The 16,866-nt window shown below is 67.9% G+C and carries 19 protein-coding genes; 4 read left to right on the top strand and 15 right to left on the bottom strand.

All coding sequences use genetic code 11. The features are described 5' to 3' along the window. The first annotated feature begins 148 nt into the window (after positions 1-148). The gene (locus ACFYO2_RS38985; protein WP_388359254.1) at positions 149-703 is read left to right on the top strand and encodes a GNAT family N-acetyltransferase; all 555 of its coding nucleotides are present in this window, start codon (positions 149-151) and stop codon (positions 701-703) included. Positions 704-722: 19 nt separating this feature from the next. On the opposite strand, the gene ACFYO2_RS38980 is transcribed toward ACFYO2_RS38985, so the two are convergent. The 8 genes from ACFYO2_RS38980 to ACFYO2_RS38945 all read right to left on the bottom strand — a co-directional run bounded on the left by ACFYO2_RS38980 (position 723) and on the right by ACFYO2_RS38945 (position 10,511). After that, the gene (locus ACFYO2_RS38980; RefSeq protein ID WP_388359252.1) at positions 723-2,222 is read right to left on the bottom strand and encodes a type IV secretory system conjugative DNA transfer family protein; all 1,500 of its coding nucleotides are present in this window, start codon (positions 2,220-2,222) and stop codon (positions 723-725) included. A 19-nt stretch (positions 2,223-2,241) separates the two neighbouring features. Beyond that, positions 2,242-3,657 (bottom strand): ATP-binding protein, encoded by a 1,416-nt coding sequence (locus ACFYO2_RS38975; RefSeq protein WP_388359249.1) that lies wholly within the window; start codon positions 3,655-3,657, stop codon positions 2,242-2,244. Between the two features lie 12 nt (positions 3,658-3,669). After that, positions 3,670-5,229: an SCO6880 family protein gene (locus ACFYO2_RS38970; RefSeq protein ID WP_388359247.1), complete on the bottom strand. Its 1,560-nt coding sequence runs from the start codon at positions 5,227-5,229 to the stop codon at positions 3,670-3,672. Beyond that, the gene (locus tag ACFYO2_RS38965; protein ID WP_388359244.1) at positions 5,226-6,560 is read right to left on the bottom strand and encodes a hypothetical protein; all 1,335 of its coding nucleotides are present in this window, start codon (positions 6,558-6,560) and stop codon (positions 5,226-5,228) included. The genes ACFYO2_RS38970 and ACFYO2_RS38965 overlap by 4 nt, the downstream gene beginning before the upstream one ends. Continuing rightward, positions 6,550-7,377 carry a hypothetical protein gene (locus ACFYO2_RS38960; protein WP_388359242.1) on the bottom strand — a complete coding sequence of 276 codons (828 nt, stop codon included), beginning with the start codon at positions 7,375-7,377 and terminating at the stop codon, positions 6,550-6,552. The genes ACFYO2_RS38965 and ACFYO2_RS38960 overlap by 11 nt, the downstream gene beginning before the upstream one ends. A gap of 198 nt (positions 7,378-7,575) precedes the next feature. Continuing rightward, complete coding sequence (locus ACFYO2_RS38955; RefSeq protein ID WP_003991275.1) at positions 7,576-7,884, bottom strand: hypothetical protein; 309 nt, start codon at positions 7,882-7,884, stop codon at positions 7,576-7,578. Between the two features lie 412 nt (positions 7,885-8,296). Further along, positions 8,297-9,619: a peptidase S8 gene (locus tag ACFYO2_RS38950; RefSeq protein ID WP_388359239.1), complete on the bottom strand. Its 1,323-nt coding sequence runs from the start codon at positions 9,617-9,619 to the stop codon at positions 8,297-8,299. A 289-nt stretch (positions 9,620-9,908) separates the two neighbouring features. Beyond that, positions 9,909-10,511 carry a TetR/AcrR family transcriptional regulator gene (locus ACFYO2_RS38945; RefSeq protein ID WP_388359236.1) on the bottom strand — a complete coding sequence of 201 codons (603 nt, stop codon included), beginning with the start codon at positions 10,509-10,511 and terminating at the stop codon, positions 9,909-9,911. Positions 10,512-10,582: 71 nt separating this feature from the next. On the opposite strand from ACFYO2_RS38945, the gene ACFYO2_RS38940 reads away from it, so the two are divergent. Further along, positions 10,583-11,518, top strand: coding sequence for an oxidoreductase (locus tag ACFYO2_RS38940; RefSeq protein ID WP_388359233.1), 936 nt, complete (start codon positions 10,583-10,585; stop codon positions 11,516-11,518). A 172-nt stretch (positions 11,519-11,690) separates the two neighbouring features. Here ACFYO2_RS38940 and ACFYO2_RS38935 read toward each other — a convergent pair whose 3' ends face one another. From ACFYO2_RS38935 to ACFYO2_RS38920, 4 genes are all read right to left on the bottom strand, one after another. Then, complete coding sequence (locus ACFYO2_RS38935) at positions 11,691-12,419, bottom strand: DUF4328 domain-containing protein (protein WP_388359230.1); 729 nt, start codon at positions 12,417-12,419, stop codon at positions 11,691-11,693. A 117-nt stretch (positions 12,420-12,536) separates the two neighbouring features. Continuing rightward, positions 12,537-12,788: a DUF397 domain-containing protein gene (locus ACFYO2_RS38930; RefSeq protein ID WP_388359228.1), complete on the bottom strand. Its 252-nt coding sequence runs from the start codon at positions 12,786-12,788 to the stop codon at positions 12,537-12,539. Next, complete coding sequence (locus tag ACFYO2_RS38925) at positions 12,781-12,969, bottom strand: DUF397 domain-containing protein (protein ID WP_388359225.1); 189 nt, start codon at positions 12,967-12,969, stop codon at positions 12,781-12,783. Before ACFYO2_RS38925 ends, ACFYO2_RS38930 begins: the two co-directional genes overlap by 8 nt. A gap of 10 nt (positions 12,970-12,979) precedes the next feature. Further along, positions 12,980-13,825, bottom strand: a complete 846-nt coding sequence (locus tag ACFYO2_RS38920; protein WP_388359222.1) for a helix-turn-helix domain-containing protein — start codon at positions 13,823-13,825, stop codon at positions 12,980-12,982. Positions 13,826-14,020: 195 nt separating this feature from the next. Between ACFYO2_RS38920 and ACFYO2_RS38915 the strand changes: the two genes are divergently transcribed. Together ACFYO2_RS38915 and ACFYO2_RS38910 are read left to right on the top strand one after the other, a co-directional pair. Further along, positions 14,021-14,443 carry an ATP-binding protein gene (locus ACFYO2_RS38915; RefSeq protein WP_388359219.1) on the top strand — a complete coding sequence of 141 codons (423 nt, stop codon included), beginning with the start codon at positions 14,021-14,023 and terminating at the stop codon, positions 14,441-14,443. Further along, entirely contained in the window at positions 14,425-15,120 is a 696-nt protein-coding gene (locus ACFYO2_RS38910; protein ID WP_388359217.1) for a Uma2 family endonuclease, read from the top strand. The genes ACFYO2_RS38915 and ACFYO2_RS38910 overlap by 19 nt, the downstream gene beginning before the upstream one ends. A gap of 665 nt (positions 15,121-15,785) precedes the next feature. Here ACFYO2_RS38910 and ACFYO2_RS38905 read toward each other — a convergent pair. The 3 genes from ACFYO2_RS38905 to ACFYO2_RS38895 all read right to left on the bottom strand — a co-directional run bounded on the left by ACFYO2_RS38905 (position 15,786) and on the right by ACFYO2_RS38895 (position 16,859). Then, entirely contained in the window at positions 15,786-15,995 is a 210-nt protein-coding gene (locus ACFYO2_RS38905; RefSeq protein WP_388359216.1) for a hypothetical protein, read from the bottom strand. Further along, the gene (locus ACFYO2_RS38900; RefSeq protein WP_388359214.1) at positions 15,968-16,192 is read right to left on the bottom strand and encodes an HNH endonuclease signature motif containing protein; all 225 of its coding nucleotides are present in this window, start codon (positions 16,190-16,192) and stop codon (positions 15,968-15,970) included. The genes ACFYO2_RS38905 and ACFYO2_RS38900 overlap by 28 nt, the downstream gene beginning before the upstream one ends. Positions 16,193-16,382: 190 nt before the next feature. Then, positions 16,383-16,859, bottom strand: coding sequence for an SMI1/KNR4 family protein (locus tag ACFYO2_RS38895; RefSeq protein WP_388359213.1), 477 nt, complete (start codon positions 16,857-16,859; stop codon positions 16,383-16,385). Between the last annotated feature and the right edge of the window lie 7 nt (positions 16,860-16,866).

The raw sequence follows: 16,866 nt of genomic DNA, 5'->3' as shown, positions 1-16,866 counted from the left end.
AGCGCCGATGGTACTGCAGGGGGGACCCTGTGGGAGAGTAGGACGCCGCCGAACAAATTGTGAGAAAACCCCCGTGCCATCGGCACGGGGGTTTTTTGTTTTCGTATCCGATTTCAGGCCGGCTCAACCGGGTATTACGGTGGCTGGCATGAGCAGCTATGTGATCCGGTCCGTGCGTGTCGACGAGTGGCCTGCCGTGAAGGAGCTGCGGCTTGCCGCGTTGCAGGATCCTGTCGCGCATCTCGCGTTTCTGGAGACGTACGAGGAGGCAGCCGCCAAGTCGGACTCGTACTGGAAGGAACGGACGGCCGGGGGCGCGGAGGGGTCGACCGGGGTGCAGCAGATCATCGCCGAAGGGCCCGACGGGCGGTGGGTCGGGACGCTGACCGTGCTGATCGAGGAACCCGGGACGACCGACTGGGCCGGGTTTCCGGTGGAGCGGAAACAGGGGCATGTCGTCGGCGTGTTCGTACGGCCTGAGGAGCGGGGGAACGGGCTGACCGACGTGTTGTTCGACGCCGGGCTCGAGTGGGCGTGGGGGCGGGGCGCCGAACGGGTGCGGCTCATCGTGCACGAGGAGAACGGGCGGGCGCAGCGGTTCTACCGGAAGGTCGGGTTCATGCCGAGTGGTGTGACCGTGCCGTTGGCCGCTCGGCCCGGGGAGCGGGAGTTGGAGTTCGTGCTCGAGCGTGGGCGTGACTGATGTGCCTGACTCAGCCGGGTTACACCGGGAGTTCCGCGTCCGGCCAGCGTGTGCGGGCCTGTTCGCGGGAGCGGAGCAGGGCCAGTGTCGGCAGGCCCCGGTCCGTTCCGGCGGCCAGTAGCTCCGGGAGCTGGGGAAGCGGGGCCACGGCGGCGACGTCGTCCAGGATGAGCGTAAGTGGTGGGTCGAGGCGACCGGAGGATGACCGTTCGGCCATGCGCCGGCCGCGCTCGACCACGCTTGAGGCGAGGGCGGTGAGCAGGGGCATCGCGCCCGGGTTGGTCCGGGGGTCCTCGATGGATTCACCGACCACATAAAGCGTGCCCCCTTCGTCGACGAAGGAATCCAAGGCGAGCGCATCAGTTCGGTTGGGAGTGCAGGCCTCGCGGATGTTGAGTGTGAAGAGGGCGGAGAGGGCCCTGCTCGTCAACTCCTGGGCGATGTCCCGGCGTTCGGCGTGGGCGGTGAGTGCGGCTTCGAGCTCGCCCGCGGAGCCGGGGGCTGCCTTGGGATTCGTACGGAGGGTGCGTACGGCGTCCTGGATCTGGGTGCCCTGGGACCAGCGGTGGACGTGGCGGATGGTGCGGCCGTCGATGGCGGCGGCGTGCAGGTAGCTGCGCAGGAGCGTTTCGGCGGTGTCGCTGACCGCTTGGTCGAGCCGGGCGGTGGGGCGGACCGGGGTGAGGAGTGCGACGGCTCTCTTTGCTGCCGTCTGCTTGTCCTCGCAGCCCGAAGTGGGGGACCAGTGGAGGCGGGCCGGGGTGTCGCAGCGGTGGGTGGGGTCGTAGACGTGGACAGGGCCGAGTTTGGCGCGGGCGTCCTTGGTGTCCTGCCAGATGGTGGGGTTCGAGGTGATGACGAGGGCGGGGCCCTCCGCGTCTCGTACGGCTTGGGTGGCGGTTGATTGGCGGATTTCCGTTGGGGCGTAGAGGACCGCGCCTTCGGCGCGGGGTGTTTCCCACCCACCCACCGGTTCACCGTTCCTCGAGAGGCTCGGCAAGGGACTCGACAGGGGAGCTGACTCCACCGGTGCCGTCTCCTGCAGTACTTCGGTCGGCTGCGGCTGCGGCTCCGCGCGCGGCACCGGGACCTCGTGGACTCCGCGGACCTCAGGTGCCGGCGCCGGCTCCGGAATCTCCAGTCGCCTCCGCACCCTCACCGCCCGCCATCGCGCCAGCGTCCCCAGCACGAACACCGTCAGGACAATGAGGATCATGACTTGGCCGATGAACAGGCCCCAGAACAGGCCGTAGCCCGAGAGCTGGGCCTTGGGGGCCTCCGGCCAGGCGCCGGGGACGTCGTGGGGTTGGGCGATGAGGTGGCGGATGGCCAGGGGGGTGCGGGTGAAGGTGACGCCGTCGGGCCAGGCGCCGTGGGCGAACAGGGCGGCCAGGCCCGTGGCGGACCAGACCAGCAGGGTCATGCCCAGCAGGAAGGCGAGTATGCCGACCAGGAGGCCGTCGGGGATGCCTCCCTGACTGTTCTGCCGGTCGTCTCGGTGGTGCTCGTTCGGTCTCACGCCTTCCCCCTACGACTGGCTACGCCACCGTCGACTCGGAGTCGCCGAGGTGCTGTTCCACGAAGGCCGCCGCCCGTTCCTCCGCCTCGAGTTCGGCGGCGCGCAGGGCGTCGTCCGTCCGCTCGCGTTCGGCGGAGGTCTCCGTCATCGCGCGGTCGGTGAAGACGAGGGGGCGTTCGGTCTCGGTGATCAGGTGTTTGACGACCTGGACGTTGCCGTTGACGTCCCAGACGGCAATGCCGGGGGTGAGCGACGGGATGATCTCCACCGCCCAGCGGGGCAGGCCCAGCACCCGTCCGGTGGCACGGGCCTCGTCGGCCTTCTGGGCGTAGATCGTCCGTGTCGACGCCATTTTGAGGATGGCCGCGGCCTCCTTCGCCGCCGCCCCGTCCACCACGTCGGACAGGTGGTGCACCACCGCCACGAACGACAGGCCCAGTCGGCGGCCGAACTTCAGCAGCCGCTGGAAGAGCTGGGCCACGAACGGGCTGTTGATGATGTGCCAGGCCTCCTCGACCAGGAAGATGCGCTTCCTCCGGTCGGGGCGGATCCAGGTGTGCTCCAGCCACACGCCGACGATCGCCATGAGGATGGGCATGGCGATGGAGTTCCGGTCGATGTGGGACAGGTCGAAGACGATCAGCGGGGCGTCCAGGTCGATGCCGACCGTCGTCGGGCCGTCGAACATGCCGCGCAGGTCACCGTCGACGAGGCGGTCGAGGACCAGCGCGACGTCCAGGCCCCATGCCCGTACGTCGTCTATGTCGACGTTCATCGCCTCGGCGGACTCCGGCTCGGGGTGCCGTAGCTGCTCGACGATGTCGGTGAGGACCGGCTGGCGTTCGACGATCGTCTCGTTGACGTAGGCGTGGGCGACCTTGAGCGCGAAGCCGGAGCGCTCGTCGAGGCCGTGGCCCAGCGCGACCTCGATGATGGTCCGGAGCAGCGCGAGCTGGCCCGTCGTCGTGATCGCCGGGTCGAGCGGGTTGAGCCGGATGCCCTGGTCGAGCGCCGCCATCGGGTCCAGCCGGATCGGCGTTATGCCCAGCTCCTGCGCGATGAGGTTCCACTCACCGGCGCCGTCCTCGCCCTGGGCGTCCAGGACGACGACCTGGCGGTCGCGGAAGCGGAGTTGGCGTAGGACGTACGTCTTCTCCAGGGCCGACTTGCCGTTGCCGGACTCGCCGAGGACCAGCCAGTGCGGGGCCGGGAGCTGCTGGCCGTACAGCTGGAAGGGATCGTAGATGTAGCCCTTGCCGGAGTAGACCTCGCGGCCGATGATGACGCCCGAGTCGCCGAGGCCGGGGGCGGCGGTCGGGAGGTAGACCGCCTGGGCCTGGCCCGTGGAGGTGCGTACCGGCAGGCGGGTCGTCTCGACCTTGCCGAAGAGGAAGGACGTGAAGGCGTCGGTCAGGATGGACATCGGATCCCGCATGCGGCGGCCCCTCTACCTTCGAATGCCGGTGGCGAACGGAAGCGTGTTCACGAAGGCGCGATGGTGCTCTCGGTCGCACCACTCCAGCTTCAGGTACGACTTTCCGGCCGAGGCCCGGATGGTCCGCTTGTCGCGGGCCAGGGCCTCGGGTGAGCGGGAGGAGACGGTGATGTAGCCGACCAGGTTGACGCCGGCCGCACCGCTCGCGAGGTCTTCTCCTCGCTGGTCGAGGCGGTTGTGGGCGGCGATGTCGCGCGGGTCGACGGTCCGGTTCATCTTGGCGGCGCGGGAGGCCTCGGCCTCGTCGTTGGTCTTCTCGGTCAACATGCGTTCAATGGCTACCTCGGTGGGTTCGAGATCCATCGTCACGGCGACCGTTCGGATGACGTCCGGGGTGTGGACGAGGAGCGGCGCCAGGAAGTTGACGCCGACCGGGGTCATCGGCCACTCCTTCACCCAGGCGGTGGCGTGGCACCAGGGGGCGCGGGTGGAGGACTCCCGGGTCTTGGCCTGGAGGTACGTCGGCTCCATGGCGTCCAGCTCGGCCGGCCAGGCATTACGTTTCGTCATCGCCTGGATGTGGTCGATCGGGTGGTCCGGGTCGTACATGGAGTGGATGAGCGAGGCGAGGCGGCCCTGGCCCAGCGGCTGCCGTACGCGGATGTCGGCCTCCTGGAGGCGCGAGCAGATGTCGGTCAGCTCGCGGGCCATGACGACGGCGAGGCCCGCGTCCCGGTCCAGCTTGCGGCCGTTGTGCGGGCGCGCGGCGCGGGCCATCGCCTGGGCCTCGGCGGCCAGTTCGCGGTTGTAGTGCATGCAGGCGACGAGGTACGCGCGGTGCTGCTCGCTGCTCGTCGACACCATCGACTGCAGTTGGTCGTACGACTGCTGCAGCCATCCCGGTGACTTCTCGTCCCCGCGCACGGCGACGTCCTTGGCGTGGGCGTCCGGGTCGGCGGGGAGGGTGCGGGCGAGCATCTGGAGCCGGGTGACGAAGCCGTCGCCGTTGGCCACGTGCTTGAGGAGGGTGCCGAAGCGGTCGACGAGGGCTTCCTGGTCCTCGGAGTCGCGCAGACCGACGCCGGGCCCCTCGATCTCGATCGCCGCGGTGACCGTACGGCGGTCCGCGTGCAGCAGTACGGCGATCTCGTCGGGGCCGAACGGGGCGGCCAGCCAGTTGATGCGGCCGATGCCGGGCGGTGGGCCGATCTCCACCTCGCGGCCGTCGAGCTGGATGCCGGCCTCCATGACGCCGGAGCGGTAGGTGGTGCCCTGCTTGAGGGTGCGCTTGTAACTGCGGTTGATCTCGAACCACTTGTAGAACGTGCGGCGCTTGTACGGCACGTACACCGCGGCCAGCGCGAGCATGGGGAAGCCCATCAGCAGCACGATGCGCAGGGACAGCACCGGGACGAGGAGCCCGCACATCATGCCGAGGAACGCGCCGCCGATGATGAGCGCGATCTCGCCGGTCTCACGATTTCTGCCGACGATCGCGTTCGGCCGGGCGCGGCCGATCAGATATGTACGGCGGGGCGTGACCGGATGGGACACATGGGACTCGGTCGTCAACGCCCTTCACCTCCCGTGCGGTTGGTACTGCTGTTGCGGGTGTTGCTGGCGTGCGGGCTGTTCACCGGGCTGTTGCCGGCGCGGGGAGCGGGGGCGGCGGAGGGGACAGATCCGCCGCCTCCGTTCGGGGTGCGTGTGCTGTGCGCGGCGACCCCGCCGGATACGGGGTTGCTCGGGCGGGCGCCACTCGCTCCGCCCCCGCCGCCGTTGTTGTCGGCGCGGGTGCTGTGGGTCTTGATGCCTTGCGCGACAAGAGTGGCGGGGGAGGTCATGACGGCCGCGGCCTTGCCTTCGGCTCCCTGCATGATGCGGTTGCTGCGGGAGCCCGCGATCTCGTCGCCGAAGCCGGGGACGAAACGGTAGATCATCGCGCTGGCGAAGATGGCGAGCAGGATGATGGCGAGGCCGGACACGACGGCGGAGAAGGCGTCGGGGCCGTCCTCGGCGGACAGCGCGCCGGCCAGGCCCAGCACGATGACGATGACCGGCTTGACCAGGATGACCGCGATCATGATGCCCGCCCAGCGGCGGACGTGGCCCCACAGGTTCTTGTCGACGAGGCCGGCGTAGACGACGGTGCCGAGGAGGGCGCCGACGTACAGGAGCGCGGCTCTGATCACCAGCTCCAGCCACAGCACACCGGCGGCCAGGATGCTGACCAGCGAGACCACGATCAGCATGATCGGGCCGCCGCCGATGTCCTCGCCCTTGCCGAGGGCGCCGGAGAAGTTGCCGAAGAAGGTGTCGGTCTGATTGCCGGTGGTCTTCGCGAGGACCTCCGAGACGCCGTCCGTCGCCGATACGACCGTGTAGAGGATCAGCGGCGTGAACGCGGACGCCAGGACGGTCAGCCAGAGGAACCCGATCGCCTCGGAGATGGCGGTGGTGAGGGGGACGCCTCGTACGGCGCGCTTGGCCACTGCCAGGAGCCAGAGGAGGAGGGTGAGGATCGCCGACGCCGCGAAGACGACGGCGTACTGCTGGAGGAACTTCTGGTTCGTGAAGTCGACGTTCGCGGTCTCCTTCACGGCCTCGCTGAGCTTGTCGATGGTCCAGGAGGCGGCGTCCGCGCAGCCCTTGGCGAGGGAGGAGAGGGGGTCGAGGGTGCTGGTGGGGTCCAGGGTGCCCGAGCGGTCCGTGCCGGACCCGCTGCCCCTCTCACAGTACTTTTTGGCAGGGCCGGCGATCAGGGAGCAGGGGTCGTCGCTCGTGGACGGTGTAGGGGTGGGAGTAGGCGCTGCGAAGGCGCGGGTGGCCAGCAGCACAGTGGTTGCCTGTGTGGCGGCGACCAGGCTGGTGAGCTTGAGCGCGCGGTGACGGCTACCGGGCATAGGTGAACCCTCCGAACTCCTGGACCGCCTTGCCGATCTCCTCGGCCCCGGAAATGGGGTTGTCTCCGGTGACGGGGGTCGGGCCCGCCTTCTGGCTGCTCTCGAGGACCTTCCAGTCGCCGCCGCTCCACGCCAGCTTGATGGTCACGGTGAACCAGCTACTGGTCACGGGATTCTTCGAGTCGTCACCGGCGAGGCCGAAGAGGCCGTTGCACCAGACCTCGACTGTGGCCGCATCGCTGCTGAATGACGTCGATTTGGTGCCGGCGGGCAGCGTGCGATTGACGAATGTGGTGCCCGCAGGCGCACTGCCGTCCACGTTCAGGCCGATCTTCTTCAGGAAGTCCGCCGAATAGTCGCTGTCGAAGCCGGACTGCAGCCGGTCCACGGAGCTGGGTGCGGCGATGGTCTGCACGATCCCCCGCCGCCGGGAGGCGTTGAACATACCGTCGGAGCCCAGAGCTGCCGTGTAATTTGCGGCCGCGCTCTGCGCACCCTGCTCATCGTGCGCGTACCCCGTCGGAATCCCGCCCGCCTTGGCCTCCACCGGACGATCCCCGCTCGCCGCCGTAGGCGCAGCCTTCGGCTGGGAACCCGCGCCGTCCGTCGATGAGGAATCGTCTCCTCCACGGTTCGCGAAGGCGATCGCGGCGATCAGGAGGACGACGACGCCGACCACCGTGACCAGGCTGCGGGAGGACGACCGGCCTCTCCGCGCGCCGCCGTACACATCGCCGGGCCGGTCGGGCAGGCGCGTGCGCGTGTGCCCCGTACCGCCGTAGCCACCGGAGGTCTCGTCGTCGTCCCCGAGAGTCATGCCGCGTACGCCCCCTCGACGTCGTGCGGAAACGCGTAGGTGTACGACGGTAGCCGTGCTGGTTCCCGCGCGGGCGCGGTGTGGTGACTCGACATCAGGGAAACGCAACCTCAGCCGGTGGGCACGACGGACGGGTGGGGTAGGGGAGGAACCGGGCGCGCCCGGCCGGACCGGAGGTGCGTCGACCGGACGCGATGCCTACACGGCCATGCCGTACACGATGGTGAAGAGCGTGCCGAGGGAGCCGATGATGAAGACTCCCGTGAGGCCGGCGATGATGAGGCCCTTGCCCTGTTCGGCACTGAAGGTGTCCCGGAGGGCGGTGGCGCCGATGCGCTGTTTGGCCGCGCCCCAGATGGCGATGCCGAGGCACAGCAGGATGGCCACCGCCATCACGACCTCGATCATCACCTTCGCCTCGTTGCCCAGGCTGCCGAAGGGCCCCCAGTCCGGAGCGATCCCGCCGATGATGGTGTTGATGTCTCCCTTATCGGCCGCAAAGAGCATGTAAGTCACCGCCCCTGGTGGGTAGTTCCGCGTCCCCTGCATGGGTGCAGAGGTCAGGCATCATTGTCGCCGACAATGTCGCTGTCGTATGTCGACTTGGCGTCATTGATGGGCGGTTTTCGTACGAATACCTTGTCACCGGCCCGCGAAGATCCCTCGGTCGGGTGCGGACGGTATACGAGGAGTCGTATCGTCACTCTGTGTATCACGGCAGGTCACGCCGGGCAATGAGGCCTGAGCGGAACCTGTCGTGTGGTTCCGTCGTTGACCCCTTTCCACGACCGGACGCAGTGGGTGACGGCCAGTCGGGTGAGTGGTCGGGAAGAATGTTCTCATGGCGAACGGGCCGCGGCTGGATGCCGCGGCCCGTTCGCCTGACTGTCGATCAGCTGGACCGCCTCGATCAGCTGGATCAGCCGGTGAAGGCGCCCGTTCCTTCCGGGGTGCCCCAGCCGGTCGGGCCGTCGTAGCCGGACGTGGCGGTGCAGAAGTAGCTCGTGGAGCAGTTGCCGTTGTTGCCGGAGGTCACGTCGTTGAGCGCCGAGGTGCCGGCCGCCTTGTACGGGAACTGGGCCGGGTAGGAGCTGCTGGACGGCGTACCGGCCAGGGCGTAGACGCTCGCGATGATGGGCGAGGAGGCGCTGGTGCCGCCGAAGGTGTACCAGCCGGCGGTGACGCCGTAGGAGTCGTAGACGGAGACGCCGGTCGCGGGGTCGGCGACGGCCGAAACGTCCGAGATCATGCGCTTGGTGCAGCCGGTGTCGGTCTGCCAGCTCGGCTTGGCGTCGTACTTGGAGCAGCCGGAGCCGGTGCCCTCGGTGGCGCTGGTCTTCCACACGCTCTCGGTCCAGCCGCGGCTGGTGGAGGAGGTGGAGAGCTTGGTGCCGCCGACGGAGGTGACGTACTTGGAGGCGGCCGGGTATTCGGCGCCGTAGGCGGAGTCGCCGGCGCTGACGGTGATGGCGACGCCGGGGTGGTTGAAGTACGAGGAGTCGTACGACGTGTCGGACGAAGACTCGGAGCCGCCGTAGCTGTTGGAGACGAACTTGGCGCCCAGCTTGACGGCCTCGTTCACGGCCGTGCCGAGGTTGGCCATGGTGGCGGAGGTGGCCTCGACGAGCGTGATGCTGCAGTTCGGGCAGGTCGCGCTGGCCATGTCCAGGTCGAGGGAGATCTCCTCGGCCCAGCCGCTGTCGGCGGCGGGGAGGGAGGTCGTGGAGCCGGTCTGGCTGACCTTCTTGAAGCAGCCGTTGGCGGTGGTGCAGGTGGAGAGGCCGTAGTACGAGCGGTACTTCGCGAGGTCGGCCTCGGCGTTCGGGTCGTCGTACGCGTCGACGATCGCGATGGTCCTGCCGGAACCGTTGGAGGCGGCGGCGCTGGTCAGGCCGTAGGCGGACTGGAGGTCTGACGGGCCGTAACCGGAGGGGGTGGAGGCGTCGGCGGCCTTCGGGGTGACGCCGTCCTCCTTCGCCTCCTGCTTCTGGAAGGCGGTGAGGCCGCCGGTGACGCGGAGGGAGTTGCAGGCCAGTTCGCCCTTCTTCTTGGGCGTGGCACAGGGGGTGGCGGCCCAGGTCACCTTCGAGGCGGTGGTGGCCGTCGCTTCGGTGGTGGCGCTCGCTTGGGCGGCCGCGGTGCCGAGTCCGGCGAACACGAGCGCGGTGGTGGCCGCGACGGCGGACCCGATGCGGGTCCATCTGGCGCGGCTGGAGGGGGTGGTGGGGGATTGGGTACGCAACGTACAGCCTCCTGAGACTGGTTGACAGGGGCAGTGCGGGTGGTGATGCCACCGGTGCGTGGTCCCCGGCAGCGGGCGGCGGCCCGCCGACGACTGTCGCTTGTTGAGTACGTGACAACAAGGTGGGCTGCGGAATCCTGACTTCCGCCTTACTCAAGGGGGTTGGGGGATTGCTGATCAATGGCCGGGCGATGGCAGGGGGATGGCCGCGGCTTGACCCGGCGCACAGCGAAGGCACAGGTTCCGGTGAGGTGGGGCTCAGTGAAACCTGTGGGGGGATCGGGCCGGCTCAGCGGGGCTTGAGGCCGTGGATCAGGTGGTGGATCAGGTCGTCGAGGAGGGCGTGGGCCGAGTCCGGGTCGAGCATGCCGCTCGCGGTGAACGAGGCGACGCCCTGGAGGGTGGCGCCCACGATGAGGGTGACGCGTTCCGGATCGCCCTCGACGATCTCGCCGCGCTTCTGTGCGTCCGCGACCATCCGTTCCAGGGAACCCACGGTTCGGTCAATGGCGACAGCCATCTGCTCGGCGGCCTCGGGTTCGTGTTTGCGGGCGTACATCAGCTCCAGCAGCTCGGCGTTGTCGGTGGCGAAGCCGACGTAGGCGCGGGCGAGGGCGGTGAGGCGGGGCTGGAGCGGGAGTGCGGGGTCGTCAGCGGTGGTCAGGGTCTGGGCGAGCCGCTCGTAGCCGGCCAGGGCGAGTGCGTTGAGCAGAGCCTGCTTGTCCTTGAAGTGGCGGCCGGGGGCGGCGTGGCTGACGCCGGTCTCGCGGGCGAGTTCGCGCAGGGAGAGGGAGCCGACGCCCTTCTCCCGCAGGGTGCGCTCCGCGCCGGCGAGCAGGGCGGACCGGAGGTCTCCGTGGTGGTAGGGGCGGCTCTCGGGCATGGGGGTCATCGTATCCCGATGTTGCCGCTGTCAGCTTTGTAGGCATTGCCATCATTGTTGGCAGCGTCTACATTGGGGTCATGGCAGCTGAGAAGAACGAGAAGAACCGCACGAACTGGAACGCGACCCTCCTTCCCGACCTCACCGGCCGCACGGCCGTCGTCACCGGCGCCAACAGCGGCATCGGCCTTACCGCCGCGGACGCTCTGGCCCGCGCCGGCGCGCATGTGGTGTTCGCCGTACGGGACGTGGAACGAGGGCGAGCGGCGGCCGCGACGGTGCACGGCAGCACCGAGGTACGCCGCCTCGACCTGGCGGACCTGGCCTCGGTGCGGGAGTTCGCGGACGCGTGGGAAGGCCCGTTGAGCCTGTTGGTCAACAACGCCGGTGTGATGATGCTCCCGCAGCAGCGCACGCGGGACGGCTTCGAGATGCAGTTCGGCACCAACCACCTCGGCCACTTCGCCCTGACGAACCTGCTCCTGCCCCACGTCACCGACCGCGTCGTCACCGTCTCCTCGGGCGCCCACCGCTGGGGCGACGCGACGATCCGCTTCGACGACCTGAACCTGGACGCGAACTACACCCCGCAGGGCGCGTACGCCCAGTCCAAGCTGGCCAACCTGCTGTTCACGCTCGAACTCCAACGCCGTCTGACCAACTCAGGCTCCCCGGTCCGCGCGCTGGCCGCCCACCCCGGCTACGCGGCCACCAACCTCCAGAGTCACGCCTCGAACCCGGTCGCCCGCGCCTTCATGCGCCTCGGCAACAGGTTCCTCGCCCAGGACGACAGGGCGGGCGCCCTGCCGACCCTGTACGCGGCCACGCAGGACCTGCCCGGCGCGAGCTACGTGGGCCCGGACGGGTTGGGGGAGATGCGGGGCGGACCGACGCTGGTGGGGCGTACGGCGGCGGCGAGCGACACGGCGACGGCACGGCGGCTGTGGACGGTGTCGGAGGAACTGACGGGGGTGGTCTACTCCCTGACTCCGGTGGAGGCGACGCGGTCGGCGTGAGGGGACGCCGGGCGTCGGAGGCCGCGCGGGTTGGCAATTGGAGGATTTGGGCCAGGCCCGACCGCACCCACCTGGGCTTTTGCTTTCCGGTCTTGGCCCAAATCCTCCAATTTGCGGGAGGAGTGGCGGACCAGGACATGGGGCCGCCCTGCCGTGGGGCGCGGGTGAGCGACTATGTCGACGCCACCGGCTTGTGCACCGCCGTCCCGTACGGGCCCTCGGTCGCCTTCAGCCGTTGCATGGCCGTCAGCCGGATGGCGAAGTACACCGCGGCCACCGCGGCGGCGATCTCCAGGAGGTCGGCCGCCATGTACTGCGTCACAGCGGCCCGGACTTCCGCGAGGCCCTCGGCATTGTCATAGCGCGACCCGGCGTACCGCTCGAACAGCGTGCTGGAAACGAACAGGGCCCACCACACGTTCACCGGCCAGATCGACGCCCGGTACGGCTCGCCGTCGGACGGCAGCGGTGTGGCGGCCCCCCACATGTCGACGGCGACGCGGTACGGCATCCAGAAGTGCACCAGCGGGATGAGCCAGCCCGCGATGGCCCAGCCGGGGCCTTTGCTGAACCGGTCCGGTGCCAGCAGGCCGGTGTTGCGGCGCATCCGGAAGAACCAGGCGACGAAGACGATCGCGCATGGCAGATACAGGGTGACCTGAACATTCCCGGTCGTCTGATACAGCGAGTACGCGGCGTCCAGTTTTTCCTGAGGAGCGGTGGCGAAGCCCTGGTCACCGTCGATAAGGGTGTGGATCCGGGCTCCGACGAACACAGCGAACAGATCACTGAGGGCGACCACAGCGAGGAGCGCCGACGCCGCGACCAGGAGTCCACGGGACGAGCGTGGCACCCCGCTGGGCAGCAACGGACGCGGACGGAGATCACTGGTCCCGGACATGACGGCGGCCCCCCACGGGCGAGAAAACGACAACGCCCGCGGAAGAACGCGCGCGGAGGCACGATACGCCCGGCGCACGGTCCCGTCCATGACAATCCGCACGCCGGAGTGGGCCTCCTATGCGTCCGGCGGGTCCTCGACCCCCTCCACGAAGTGGTCGAACTCGCCCGCCTGTACGCCGAGTACGAAGGCGTCCCACTTGCGGCGGTTGGTGGTGACCACGTTGTCCGGGTCGCTGGTCTCGCGGAGGTAGATGGGGGCGTCCCCGTCGTCACCCTCGCCGAAGGCGACCTCGATCCAGGGGCCGGGGCCGGTTGCCTCCGGCGGGGCGGCGCGGGTCCAGGTGAGGTCGGGGGGGATGTCAGACAAGGTGCGGGTCCTTCTTGAGTACGGCGAGGAGGGCGTCGAGGGCGGCCGGGGTGGCGGTGAGTATCGCCTCGGTCGGGTCGCTGCTTTCGGTGAGATGGATCGTTTCGGTGGTGGCGGCGACGTGCACGCATGAGTCGCCCTGGGCGCAGTAGGACGACTTCTGCCAGGTGAGTTGGGTCATCGCGGGTTCCTCACAGGTCCTGGGCGATCTTGTGGATGAAGTCGCGTGACTCTACGGCTGGGAGCGCGCCGGCTTCCATGCGGTCGAGGAGTACGCGGTACTTGTCGAGTTGGGCCTCAGAGTCGAGGAAGACCGGGCCGTGGGACTGATCGAGGTGCACTGTGTCGAGCTGAGGCACCGGTCCTTTGGAGTAGTAGAAGGACTGGCCCGAACCGGGGAGCGTGGCGGCGTCGAACGGGATGACGCGGATGGTGATGTGGGTGCGCTCGCTCATGTCCAGCAGGTACTGAAGCTGCGCCCGGGTCACAGAGGGGCCGCCGAACTTCATGCGCAGAGCCGCCTCGTGGAGGATCGCCTGGTGCGGTGTCGGAGAGTCCCGGTAGAGCACGGCTTGCCGCTTGATGCGGAACGAGATCCGGTGCTCGATGTCGGGGGGCGACATCTCCGGCACGTCCTGGCGGAAGATCTCGCGAGCGTAGTCCGTGGTCTGGAACAGCCCGGGGATGTGCACGGTCACGGCGGCGCGCAGCCGCGTTGCATGGTGCTCGACTTCGGCGAGGTCCAGCAGGGCGGCGGGCAGGATCTCGCGGTACTCCTCCCACCAGCCGCGCGTCCGCTCGGTTGCCATCTCGCTGAGCGCCTCGACAAGGGGCTTGTCCCCGCAGTCGTAGTGGCAGGCAAGCGTGCGCACTCGCTCGGGGCTCACTCCCGCACGTCCGGCTTCCACATTGCTGATCTGGTTCTGCTGCACGCCGAGCAGCCGACTCGCCTGGGTGGACGTCAGGCCCGCACGCTCTCGGAGTTTGCGCAGCTCAGCGCCCAGGCGGAGTTGGCGACCCGTTGGGTTGCTTCGCACGGGTGTCCGCCCTCCTTGTCACTCACACGAGTGGCCAATCAGTACTTTCTCGAGATCTGTCTAAGAACTTATATGGATCCCGCTACCTTACAACTGGGCCCCTCGCTCAGGAGTACACCGTCCGACGGGACGGCATCGTCACTGGGCAACCACCATCCGCACGCGCCCAACTCCCCTCAGTGATCGGAGACTTCCATGGCCACCGTAACTCCGCCCTGGGCCTACACCCTCCACCTCCCGCACGATCCACACGCACCGGGGATCGCCCGCGCAACCCTCCGTACCGTCCTCGCCGCCCACGGCCTCGCCGAACTCACCCCCACCGCAGAGCTGTTGGCCTCCGAACTCCTCACCAACGCCCACCGTCACACCGCCGGCCCCTACGCCCTCCGGCTCCGCGCGATGGAACCCGGCCGCCTGCGAGTCGCCGTATGGGACACGGACCCGAGGGTCCCTCCCGGATTCGGCACCGACGGAGCCGACGTACCCCCACTCGACGCCGAAGACGGCCGCGGCCTGCACCTCGTACGGGCCTGTGCTGACGCGGTCGGTGTCTCCGTACTGCGGGAGCTGGGGGCGTCGAAGGGCGGGAAGCTGCTGTGGGCGGAGTGTCGGTGAGGTGGTCCGCGGAGGTGGGAGGGGGGACCCGGCCTCGCCCAGGAAATCTCCGTGCGGTCGCCGAGACGATCGGGGCCACGACAGGCCTGCAGGTGCAGATCCTGGGGGGAAAGCTCGTGTTGTCCACTACGCCCACCGGCAAGCACGTGGGTGTGACCCAGCGTCTACGGCGGCAGCTCGAGACGGCGGTGATGCCCGACGGGCTGGACGTGTTCGAGCTCTCCTCGATCGCCCTGCCGGAGGACCCCGACGACTACGTCACCCCGGATCTGATCGTCCTGCCTACGGAGTGGATGGAGGACGACGACTGGCTGGCCGCCCCGGAGGACGCCGCACTCGCCGTCGAGGTCATCTCCCAGTCCGAGAAGTCCCGTGAGATCCGGGACAAGGCCGACTGGTACGCCGTCGCTGGTGTCCCCGTCCTGTTCGTCATCGACCCCCGCAACGGCACCTGGACCCTGCACACCCGCCCGGACAACGGCGCCTACAAGGACGTACTGCCGGGGAAGTTCGGCGAGTCCGTGACGCTGCCCGCACCCCTGGACATTGAGATCGCGACCGATGGGTTCCGGTGTATGGCGCCGGGCGCCCGTGACGAACGCGGTCCAGGAGGCGGTGGGGCCGCTGAGAACGGGCGGGGCTGTATCTCGTGCGGGCCTACCGGAATGAGCTGTTGAGCCAACGGCTGCCGGGGGCGGACGCCAGGGTCCGGTGAACGGTGGCCATGTCCTCGTACCAGCTTCGACCTGCTCATCGTCGAACTGGAGGCACCGCCGGGGACGAAGCCGGCGGAGAAGTCCTCCCAGCTCTGTCGGACTGGCTCTTCCTCGGCCGCCGGGCAGGACAGCCAGCCCGCCCCGACCACCTGTCCGCGCTTCTGAACGAAGTCGGAGTTCCGGCCGCCGCTGCCCGCGGCGCCGCAATCCGCCAGCAGCTCCTCGAACTGCCCGGCCCCGTCGTCGCGGACGCTCTCGGCTACCACGACAAGACCACCAGCCGTCTCATCAGAGAGGCCGGCGGGAAAATACGTGATTTTCTATCATTCAACGGAGGTAATTGTCAAGCCCCCCTTTAGTAGGGACGCCCCATTCCCGGTCAGGTGAACCTTTGCGTTGTGCGGCGGGTCGATGAATTCCACTAGACGTCCATAGCGATTGATCCAGTCCAGCAGTACGTGGAAATCCGTCCCTGAATTCTTGTTCGTCAAGTTGATATCGAATCGCTGTCCAGGGCGTACGATTCCCCCTACGCATCGCACGACGCACGTGGCCGACGTAGGGTTCACCTCTTCCATGGCGTAGATCTGGAGCTTTCCCGGATTCGGATCAAGGAGCAAGGGAACTCACAGTTCGATGGGGCGGTAGGCGAGAGCCCTGTCCACCACTTCTTCGGCCGTCAGTTTCGGAGTGTTGTAGTAGATCAGGTCAGTGATGCGTGGATGCAAGACGCTGGACTTCAAGTCCTCGACGAGTCGGTCCTCCTCCTCGGAAAGGTCTGCATCGATGAGTTGTTGGACCATGTGAATCAATTTTTCACGCGACTTCCTTGCCATTGCCCATCGCTCCTTCCGGGAAAAGCCCAACCACCGCCAAAATGGTACCCGCCGTCGAGTATTTCTTTGTGATACTGCGGTGTGACCACTACCAGATTGTCGAGGTCGTATACGCCTCCTCCATGTTGGATGGGGTTGATGTGGTGCAGAACGTACCGTCCCTGACCCTGGTGTTGCGCCAATGGGGCGAAGGGCATCTTCTTCCGTTACTCCCGCTCTGCCCAGAACTTCCTGGCGATTATGCCCTACCGATCAATAGTTGCAGCTGTCGTGTTTTGATGGCGTTTTCTGGTCGGGCCGCTGAACGGCGCCCCAACAGCCACACGCGCCACTATGACAGCAGGGGTCCGAGCGGATCCACGCAGTGTCCGATCTTCCAACTGAAAGTCAGTTGGAAGATTCCCGCCAACGACTTACAGCCTTCTGGCATAGGTCGAGTGCAAAGATTCCAAAGTTGTCCCCCAGTGGCTCCAGGTCGCTGCTGCCGATTTTCCCGGGATCCCATGCGAAGACCGGATATTCTCCCGAATCACCCTTCCGGGATGCATCAAGCACGATCAGTCCCCCCATCCCGTCAAACATGAGGACGATGCAGTTTTCGGGGAGATTGTACTGGCTGCGGGCGTCCAGTGTTTCGGTCACCGATCCCAGCAGCCTCTGTCCCATCGCGGGGGTCTGGTAAACGCCAAGGAACTCCTCACCTGCAATGTCGCAAGTCCCGAACTCTTCCACAAACCTACGGTAGGAAGGCGGGAATGCGAGTCCCAACTCTTCTTCGGCGGCAGCAAGCATCGCCGCGTCACACCCATCAGCGAAGTGTGCGATGTCATCATTGCTGCGCACCAGTTCGATGAGTTGCTCCACTGCTTCC

It is taken from the genome of Streptomyces sp. NPDC006602 (assembly GCF_042870385.1).
In the GTDB taxonomy this organism is placed as follows: Bacteria; Actinomycetota; Actinomycetes; order Streptomycetales; family Streptomycetaceae; genus Streptomyces.
This window is presented reverse-complemented; position numbering and strand designations above follow the sequence as displayed.

Excerpts from the sequence above, each read along its gene's own strand:
- ACFYO2_RS38985 (WP_388359254.1), top strand. The coding sequence starts at position 149 with ATGAGCAGCTATGTGATCCGGTCCGTGCGTGTCGACGAGTGGCCTGCC.
- ACFYO2_RS38975 (WP_388359249.1), bottom strand. The coding sequence starts at position 3,657 with ATGCGGGATCCGATGTCCATCCTGACCGACGCCTTCACGTCCTTCCTC.
- ACFYO2_RS38965 (WP_388359244.1), bottom strand. The coding sequence starts at position 6,560 with ATGCCCGGTAGCCGTCACCGCGCGCTCAAGCTCACCAGCCTGGTCGCC.
- ACFYO2_RS38960 (WP_388359242.1), bottom strand. The coding sequence starts at position 7,377 with ATGACTCTCGGGGACGACGACGAGACCTCCGGTGGCTACGGCGGTACG.
- ACFYO2_RS38955 (WP_003991275.1), bottom strand. The coding sequence starts at position 7,884 with ATGCTCTTTGCGGCCGATAAGGGAGACATCAACACCATCATCGGCGGG.
- ACFYO2_RS38945 (WP_388359236.1), bottom strand. The coding sequence starts at position 10,511 with ATGACCCCCATGCCCGAGAGCCGCCCCTACCACCACGGAGACCTCCGG.
- ACFYO2_RS38940 (WP_388359233.1), top strand. The coding sequence starts at position 10,583 with ATGGCAGCTGAGAAGAACGAGAAGAACCGCACGAACTGGAACGCGACC.
- ACFYO2_RS38935 (WP_388359230.1), bottom strand. The coding sequence starts at position 12,419 with ATGTCCGGGACCAGTGATCTCCGTCCGCGTCCGTTGCTGCCCAGCGGG.
- ACFYO2_RS38925 (WP_388359225.1), bottom strand. The coding sequence starts at position 12,969 with ATGACCCAACTCACCTGGCAGAAGTCGTCCTACTGCGCCCAGGGCGAC.
- ACFYO2_RS38915 (WP_388359219.1), top strand. The coding sequence starts at position 14,021 with ATGGCCACCGTAACTCCGCCCTGGGCCTACACCCTCCACCTCCCGCAC.
- ACFYO2_RS38905 (WP_388359216.1), bottom strand. The coding sequence starts at position 15,995 with ATGGCAAGGAAGTCGCGTGAAAAATTGATTCACATGGTCCAACAACTC.
- ACFYO2_RS38900 (WP_388359214.1), bottom strand. The coding sequence starts at position 16,192 with ATGCCCTTCGCCCCATTGGCGCAACACCAGGGTCAGGGACGGTACGTT.